Raw genomic sequence first — 8,064 nt, 5'->3', positions numbered from 1 at the left:
ATCATCACTATCAAATAGATATACTTTAATCTTCCGCCCAAAATTTAACATATTTTGGGCTGTTTTTATCGGATTTCTCTTAACATTCAACACTTTTGGCATACACCTATACCTTATCATTTAGTTTTAGATGAAATGAACCTAGCACGAGTAGAGTATTACTTTGCGAAGTTTCTCTCAGTAATGGAAGTACGTATGCGTGAGGGAGAGACTGAAATCGAGCTTGCACCTGGGAAAAAAGTATTATTACCTCCTAATCTTTACTTTATTGGTACGGTGAATGTAGATGAAACTACCCATAACTTTGCTGATAAAATTTATGAGCGAGCGCAAATGATTGAACTTGAAATTAATCGAGATGATTTGAAAACGTATTTGGGAGAGGTAGAGTATCAAGAGATTCTGATGCAAATTTGGGATACTTTACACGAAGTTGCACCTTTTGCTTTTCGTACTATTGACGAAATTAAGACCTATGTAACAGAGGCAAAAGTATTAGGTGTCCCTCTGAAGGATGCTTTAGACGAACAGTTATTACAGAAGATTTTACCCAAATTAAAAGGTGCTGATGATAGGGTAGGAGAAGCACTAAAAGCATTTATTTAAATTGCTAACATAAAGGAATTTAATCTGAGCCTAGCTAAAGCTACCAAAATGCGTGCAACATTTGAACAACATGGATTTACATCATACTTCTAAGTTTGTTTTTATCAATGTTGAGGGCAACAAAATAGAAGCTCCTTTAGAATGGCAACCAGCTTACTTAGAAATACTTGTACCTCTAGAAAATTGGCGGCAAGTGCAGGTTTGGTTGCAAGGTAATAAACTCTTAGCTTATCCTAGATATCTAGTTGGAAAAGAACGAGTTTTAGTTGATTGGGAACGCTCAAATACTGGCTATTATCATCTGCGATTTGAGTACCAGGGTGAGATTGAAGAACAAGTTGTCACAGTTTTCCCTCAGAAAATTAGCCGAGAAGCTTTTGCTCAAATGTTAGAAGACCTCGATACTCGTCTTCCAACTTCAGTTGCGATAGGCTTACAAAAAGCAGGTGCTTTGGCAGGTTTAAAATTACCACAACTGAACGAGCATACTTTAGCTCAAGAAATGGTTATTTTACGCCGAGCTATTAGTGGTACAGCAAATCGACCAGGATTAACTAAAATTTTATCTAAGCTTGCCTCCGAATAGTTCTACCTTGACACAGCGTCCTGATATAGCTTTAGAAGTACAGTTTTCCGATGGTTCGCATTTAGTCTATATATTTGACCCCAAATACAAATTTGAAAGTGAGGAGCCAGAAAATATAGATAGAGAAAGCAAGCCCAAAAGACAGGATATCGACAAAATGCACACTTATTGCCACGCAATTCGAGACAATGAGGGTCGGCAAGTGGTAAATTATGCTGCAATTCTTTACCCTGGTTCTTATATACCTTACCCCGACGCACAAATTGAAGCTTTACGTGCTTATCCTGGGGCTGAAGCTGAACTTAGAATACATTTACATCGCATTTTAAGTAAAGCTTTGAATTCAGATAGCCGCAGCAGATAAATTTGAATGAAAGCTTGATAATATTAACAAAGAGAGCGATGTCTACGACGGGCTACAACTACGCCTTCTTCAGCAGAGAGAACAAAAATACTATGGCAAAGCGTAAGAAAAGCAATCTCCAGTGGATTAAAGAAACGCTTGAACTCAAACCTGATCATCGCTGGGAATCTCCATCAGGCTACAAGATTTTTGTAGCAGATAGAGGCGCTGTTCGCTTCAATGTTCCCCAGAATTGGGTTTTTGAGCCACAAGAAAAATCCTTCAAGTTCATGGATAAAAAACCGCCCAACGACGACTGCTGCTTGGAAGTATCTTTCAATCGCCTACCCCCCAATGACTGGAGCCAGTTTCCGCTAAAATCTACTTTGAAAAAAGTCATGGAAGACGATAGCCGCGACGTAATTGCAAGGGGAGAAATCTTTACCGTCAAGCGCCAAACCGCCAGAATAGTCTGGACAGAGATTAAGTTTATCGACACTCAGGAAGAACCACGGGAAGCTTTTTCGCGGACTTGCATTGGTTTGGGGTCAAATGTTCAGTGCTTGATTACATTCGATTATTGGGCAGATCAAGCAGAGCCGCTAATACCCATTTGGGATGAAGTGATGCGTAGTCTCACACTAGGGTTATATATCCGTGACCCAATGACTGGTCTAGCTTTTCCAGACTGAAGCCCAAAAATGAATCGTGAGCATCGGTCAACTTGAGGCGTAGCCCGTCCTAGACATTGCATTTGAGGTAATTGTTTTTTGCCGAGTTGGGGCAATTAATAATATTCCTGCTTTCAATAGATATAGCATGGGAGCATCTCAATGAGTGTAAAAAGCCTTGTAAAACCTCACCCCAACCTTCTCCTTACCAAGGAGAGGGAGCAAGAATCTTGTTTCTCATCTGGTATATTTGTTTTCACTGAGATGCTCCCTATAGCATTGATAGGATAAGGTTTATTCGTGATTAAAACCTGAGAACCCTGACATTAGAGATTACTTAAGTCATGATTAAACTAGTTACTTTTATCACTAGTGTATAGCTGTTTGAACTCCTATGCTTATAAACATGAGACATCAACCAGATTAAGGTTTACCGAACTTTAATCATGGAGTTTACAAAAGGAGATTTAGTGATGAATATCAAACAAATTCTTGCTGGTGCAGCGCTTCTTTTACCATTTGCTGTTACTTCTATTCCTTCACAAGCATCAGCATTCCAGGTTATTGTTAATCCCCACGGTCTTAATAGACCTGCTCAAACAATCGCACAAAAACCACCACAAGTTAAGCGTCATGCACCACCAGCGAAAAAGAAAGTGTTGGTTTCTGGACATTGGGAAAAAACAAATCATGGTCGCAAATGGGTTGCCGCTCATTATGTATACAAGTAAAAACGCCTAAAACCCCAAACAATTTGGAATTCTTATCATCTCCTTACTTCTAGTAGGAAGAGAAGCAAATAAAAACTTTTTACTCAAGATTTGAGAGTTACTCATGAAATTGGCATCATTAACAAATATTTTGGTTGCAGGTGCGATCGCTCTCGGCGCGACTGCAACCATCAATCAGCCAAGTCAAGCCGAAAGTAGGCAAGGATTTTATTGTGACACCTCAGGAAACAAACCTGTGACGGTGTACACAAATTTTAGAGGTGTTTCTGAGCCTTGGATTCGCTGGACTTCCAATTACTTCAGAGACGCTGGCTACAATAAACTGACGCGCTGTCAAGACGTGAGCCACCGCTTAGAAACTTACCGCCGCAACAGAGAACTGAAGTTTATTACTGTCGGCAAAATGAATGGACAAAATGTGGTTTGCACCGCAAATCAAGTCAATGGTCGTTGTGAAAACTTGATATTGACCCTCAAACCCAGTGAAGATGGTGTGCAGGCGCTAACTAATCTCCTGGCTTGGCACCAACCCCTGAGTAAAAGCAATAGAACACCTTACGTTGATTTGAGAGAACATCTAGGGATTCCCAAAGAATAAATACAGCTATTTCCAGGTAAATAGACCATGTGGTAGGGGCACAGCATGCTGTGCCCCTACCACAGATAATTGATAGAAGTATATCTGAATACATCCGCCAGAAAGCCGCAGACTATGGAATTGAAGTAGATTCTGTAAATGTCATTGTGGAAGCGAAGAAAAATGATATTGAAGCTGGGTTAGGACAGTGCATCGCCCAAATGGTGGCGACGGATTTATTCAATCGTTCATCTGGACAAGCAGACATACCCGTGTATGGATGTGTGACAACAGGAGAAGTATGGCAGTTTCTTCAACTTTCGCAAAAAGTGGCTTTGCTCGATTAGAAAAGATATTACTTGGATAATGTAGGAGCTATTTTGGCAATTGTGCAGACAATTGTTCAGCAATTCAGTAGTTAATTTTTATAGATGTTTAAGAACATGGAATTCCTTTAGAGAAATGTTGAGAGAGCAGCTTGTAGGCAACTTGCTGAACTGGTTGGCGATGGTAAATCAGTTTTATTAGTTGCAGAAAAAGAAACAGCGTTAAGTGTGGTTTATAAGCGCATGGCTGAATGTGGTTTAGATCATATATGTCTTAATCTCCACCATAGTGGAACAACAGATAAGCCGGAGCTTGTAAATAATTTATCAAAAACTATTGAATATATTAAACAAATTTCCGGTGGAGAAAATAATCACGGTTTCTTTGAGCAGCTTGTTTCTACTCGTCAATCGCTAAACTTATATCTGACAAGTTTACACGGTAAAGAAAAACCTCTAGATAAATCCCCATTTGAGATATTTGGTGAGCTTTTGAAAAAAGATCGCGAAGCAGTTCCCAATATTAATGTCATATTTTCCAACTTTAGCCAATGGAATGCTAGTAGATTACAAGAAGCAAAAGATTTATTAAATCAATTAGCGCAATTTATACCTTTCTTTAAAAGAGAAAAAACAACTATTTGGGAAAAAAGTTCTCTAAATTCTTATTCCTATGAAATGGAATTGCAAATTACCCAGAAAATAGAGGAATTTCAGCAAGCATTTTTTTCAGTCCAAAACATTAATCAAGAATTACAAGAGACTCTCCAAGTTCAACCTTTATTGAATTTAGAGTCTTTAGATAAGTGTTATCCAGCCATAGACTACATACGAAAAGCGCCATCCAATCTTCCAGAAAACTGGACTGGAGTATATATAGCAGTTGCTCAGAATGCTTTCACTATTCTGCAAACAGACGTTCAAGAAATTAAAAAAAATAAGCTTTCGCAAGAAGCAGAAAATTTGCTGAGTCGGCTTTCTTCATTTCTACCATTTTTAAGAGAAGAAAAAACAACTATTTGGGCACAAAGTACTTTAAGTTATTGCTCTAGCTGAATTGCCAAATTTGAGAAGAGAAGCGACTAAGAAAAGCCGACATTTGCCCATCCGTGAACTCCTCAACCACACACAAAAGGGAATACCAAATCTCGTCAAAGCCTTAAAGTTTTGCTGGATGATGAGTCCACTTTCTGTTAGTCAATATATCAATCCAGATGTAATTCATTTTGATGTTCTCATCTTTGATGAAGCATCTCAGCTTCGGACTGAGGATGTTGTTCCTTCAATTATCCGTTCTAATCAAGTGATTGTAATTGGAGATAATAAACAGCTTCCTCCCACATCATTCTTTTCAACTGGAGACACTCAAGAAGATATCGATGACGAGGATGATGCAAGCTATGAAAGCGTTTTGGATGAATGTTCAAAATTTATGTTTGGACATATGCTGAAATGGCATTACCGCAGTCAAGATGAGCGTTTGATTGCTTTCTCCAACCGTCATTTTTACGAATCTAAATTAGTTACGTTTCCAAACCCAGTTCAAAATCCAGATTTGGGAGTATCGTTCCGACACGTTCCTGATGGCGTTTACGATCGCGGTAAACGCAGAGATAATCGACGTGAGGCTGAAGTGGTTGCTCAGTTAGCGTTGGAGCATTTTCAACGGTTTCCCGAACAATCCCTTGGTATTATTGCCTTTAGCGAAGCCCAAGCCGATGCCATTCAGGAGCAAATTGAGATTTTAGGGAAAGATCACCCCACTCTGGAGACATTTTGCAGTGATAACTCACCTAAATTTTTTCTCAAAGCCCTGGAAAACGTTCAGGGTGATGAGCGAGATGCAATCTTACTCAGCGTTGGGTATGCTCGTGATGAGCAAGGTAAACTTTCTCTCAACTTTGGCCCCCTGAATCGGCAAGGTGGAGAACGACGGCTCAACGTCGCTGTGACGCGGGCAAAAAGTAAAATTACACTCGTTTCTTCCATTGTGGCTGGAGACATCGACAAAACACGCGCCCAAAGCAAAGGTGTAAAATTACTGCATGATTATCTGGAGTACGCAGCGAGTGGTGGAGAACGACTACAAGGTAACTCTTACACAGATAAGCTCTATTTTGACTCGCCATTTGAAGAAGATGTTTACCATGCTTTAGTCCAGCAGGGATACACTATCCTCACCCAAGTTGGATGTTCAGGATACCGGATTGACCTTGGTGTAGTCAATAACGATCGCCCTGGTGAGTTTTTACTGGGGATTGAGTGCGATGGTGCATCTTACCATAGTTCACCTACTGCCAGAGATCGCGATCGCCTCAGACAACAGGTGCTTGAAAGGCTAGGTTGGAAAATTCACCGCATTTGGTCAACAGATTGGTTTCGTAACAAACCTGTCCAAGTTCGTCTGTTGATAGAAAGGATCAAACAACTACAACAAAGAAATAGCTAAAACCTTCGTCCGGTGAGCGATCGCTTTCCGATCGATCTTGGTGTATTATGCCATTAAACTAAAAATTGAAATTGACTATAAGAGAATAGTTAAAAATTTTACATTTTTGGTGTAGTAATACTTGTAAAGGTCTATATTTACACTCACTTCCCATTAAAATATATAGATAAACTCTAATTATGCCGATTCAATGGCATGGAGTCACTGCGATGTCAATTGATAAAGTTAAAAACCAGCAAAATAATGGTCTAGATCAACCCGCTACAGGCTTAATAGAAAGCCTAGTAAAGGCAAAAGACAAGAAAAAATCTAAAAAATCAAAACGGATTTTTGATGGTAGCACTGAAGTTTTTGCCGATAAAATTCCCAAAAAGACTTTTGAAACTGAACTAAAGCAACTCCAGATTGAGCTAGTCAAAATGCAATACTGGATTAAGCACGTCGGCTATCGGGTTGTCATAATATTTGAAGGGCGCGATGCTGCCGGCAAAGGAGGAGTAATTAAACGCATTGCCGATCCACTCAATCCTCGTGGCTGTCGTGTAGTTGCCTTAGGAACCCCCTCTGATCGTGAGAAAACTCAGTGGTATTTTCAGCGTTACGTGCAACATCTTCCGACAGCAGGCGAAATAGTCCTCTTTGATCGCAGTTGGTACAACCGAGCCGGAGTTGAACGGGTGATGGATTTTTGTACTGAAGCAGAATATCAAGAATTCATGCAATCTTGCCCAGAATTTGAACGAATGCTGGTGCGATCGGGCATTGTTTTAATCAAGTACTGGTTCTCGGTCAGCGATGAAGAACAAGAGCAACGCTTTCTCTCTAGAAGTTACGATCCAGCAAGGCGCTGGAAACTCAGCCCAATGGATTTGGAATCACGCGATCGCTGGGTAGAATACTCTAAAGCAAAAGATACCATGTTTGCTTACACGAATATTCCAGAAGCTCCCTGGTTTACAATTGAAGCGGATGATAAAAAACGGGCGCGGCTCAACTGCATTCATCATTTGTTGAGCAAAGTTCCTTACGAAGATATGACACCTCCTCCCTTGGAGCTTCCGTCTAGACCTGTGGCTGATGAGAATTATGTTCGCGCCCCCCGCAATGAGCAGTTTTTTGTTCCTCAAGTGTATTGAGCAACATTCCTGTTGTGTTGCAGCTTCTCGCTAATGATTGAATATAGGAATGTGCAAACCTTATCTATGGCTGGGGCGTAGGCGCATACTCCTGCAAAGAAGCAAGCTACGCGGAGCCTCTGGTAGAGAAACGGCTTGTCGCCAGATATCGCCCAGAAATTTGTCGGTTGAAGCGATCCCAGTTTCTAGATTTTCGGTGAGTGGTGAGATGTCTGCAACGGCTTAATTCTTGTGCATCTGACACACCATCTCTAAATATACAGTGACTTTTTCTAAAGTTTGGGCGAATCATATATCTACCCCTAAAATTTAGAACTATACTAACTTGACTAGTTAATTCTCTAGGAACATTCATCTGTGATCAGCCTAGCAAGTGTCTCCAATACCGTGTCCCAAGTGGAAAGTGATGGTTTAGGCGAAATTCACAACCTTGATAAGCAACTGCATCAGCGCTTCTAGAATAAATTTTTGCTTGAGCCTTCATTGACACGACTTATAGTTAGTTTTCAAGCTAACAAAACTAGACCTATCTATCGGTGGTACAAATATAAAGAAGCTTTTTCTGCATCTCTTATAGAATATTTCAGGACTTACGCAACTGGCACAAATAGCGGGCAGGGCGCAGCCTTGACACGCGAC

Annotated in this window: 11 protein-coding genes; all 11 read left to right on the top strand. The window is 40.4% G+C overall.

Features of this window, described 5'->3' with window-relative positions; all coding sequences use genetic code 11:
• Positions 1 to 135 precede the first annotated feature (135 nt).
• The 11 genes from HWQ38_RS18475 to HWQ38_RS18425 all read left to right on the top strand — a co-directional run bounded on the left by HWQ38_RS18475 (position 136) and on the right by HWQ38_RS18425 (position 7,651).
• Positions 136 to 606, top strand: coding sequence for a hypothetical protein (locus HWQ38_RS18475; RefSeq protein ID WP_292796166.1), 471 nt, complete (start codon positions 136 to 138; stop codon positions 604 to 606).
• 70 nt (positions 607 to 676) lie between these two features.
• Entirely contained in the window at positions 677 to 1,192 is a 516-nt protein-coding gene (locus HWQ38_RS18470; protein ID WP_292796163.1) for a hypothetical protein, read from the top strand.
• Positions 1,179 to 1,556 carry a nuclease domain-containing protein gene (locus HWQ38_RS18465; protein ID WP_292796160.1) on the top strand — a complete coding sequence of 126 codons (378 nt, stop codon included), beginning with the start codon at positions 1,179 to 1,181 and terminating at the stop codon, positions 1,554 to 1,556. The genes HWQ38_RS18470 and HWQ38_RS18465 overlap by 14 nt, the downstream gene beginning before the upstream one ends.
• Before the next feature lie 92 nt (positions 1,557 to 1,648).
• Complete coding sequence (locus HWQ38_RS18460; RefSeq protein WP_292796157.1) at positions 1,649 to 2,227, top strand: hypothetical protein; 579 nt, start codon at positions 1,649 to 1,651, stop codon at positions 2,225 to 2,227.
• Between the two features lie 452 nt (positions 2,228 to 2,679).
• Complete coding sequence (locus tag HWQ38_RS18455) at positions 2,680 to 2,937, top strand: hypothetical protein (protein WP_292796156.1); 258 nt, start codon at positions 2,680 to 2,682, stop codon at positions 2,935 to 2,937.
• A gap of 103 nt (positions 2,938 to 3,040) precedes the next feature.
• A complete protein-coding gene (locus HWQ38_RS18450; protein WP_292796154.1) occupies positions 3,041 to 3,535 on the top strand; it encodes a COP23 domain-containing protein in 495 nt (164 codons plus the stop codon).
• Between the two features lie 50 nt (positions 3,536 to 3,585).
• On the top strand, positions 3,586 to 3,861 hold the full coding sequence (locus tag HWQ38_RS18445; protein WP_292796152.1) for a hypothetical protein: 276 nt from the start codon (positions 3,586 to 3,588) through the stop codon (positions 3,859 to 3,861).
• Between the two features lie 222 nt (positions 3,862 to 4,083).
• Positions 4,084 to 4,896, top strand: coding sequence for a hypothetical protein (locus tag HWQ38_RS18440; protein WP_292796149.1), 813 nt, complete (start codon positions 4,084 to 4,086; stop codon positions 4,894 to 4,896).
• A 1-nt stretch (position 4,897) separates the two neighbouring features.
• Positions 4,898 to 6,289 carry an AAA domain-containing protein gene (locus HWQ38_RS18435; protein WP_292796146.1) on the top strand — a complete coding sequence of 464 codons (1,392 nt, stop codon included), beginning with the start codon at positions 4,898 to 4,900 and terminating at the stop codon, positions 6,287 to 6,289.
• Between the two features lie 209 nt (positions 6,290 to 6,498).
• Entirely contained in the window at positions 6,499 to 7,425 is a 927-nt protein-coding gene (ppk2, locus tag HWQ38_RS18430; protein ID WP_292796143.1) for a polyphosphate kinase 2, read from the top strand.
• Between the two features lie 49 nt (positions 7,426 to 7,474).
• Positions 7,475 to 7,651 (top strand): hypothetical protein, encoded by a 177-nt coding sequence (locus HWQ38_RS18425; RefSeq protein ID WP_292796140.1) that lies wholly within the window; start codon positions 7,475 to 7,477, stop codon positions 7,649 to 7,651.
• The last annotated feature ends 413 nt before the right edge of the window (positions 7,652 to 8,064 follow it).

The organism is Nostoc sp. NMS7 (genome assembly GCF_017115085.1).
Lineage (GTDB): Bacteria > Cyanobacteriota > Cyanobacteriia > Cyanobacteriales > Nostocaceae > Nostoc.
Note: the sequence above shows the minus strand (reverse complement) of the source record. Positions and strands in the feature narration are given on the sequence as shown.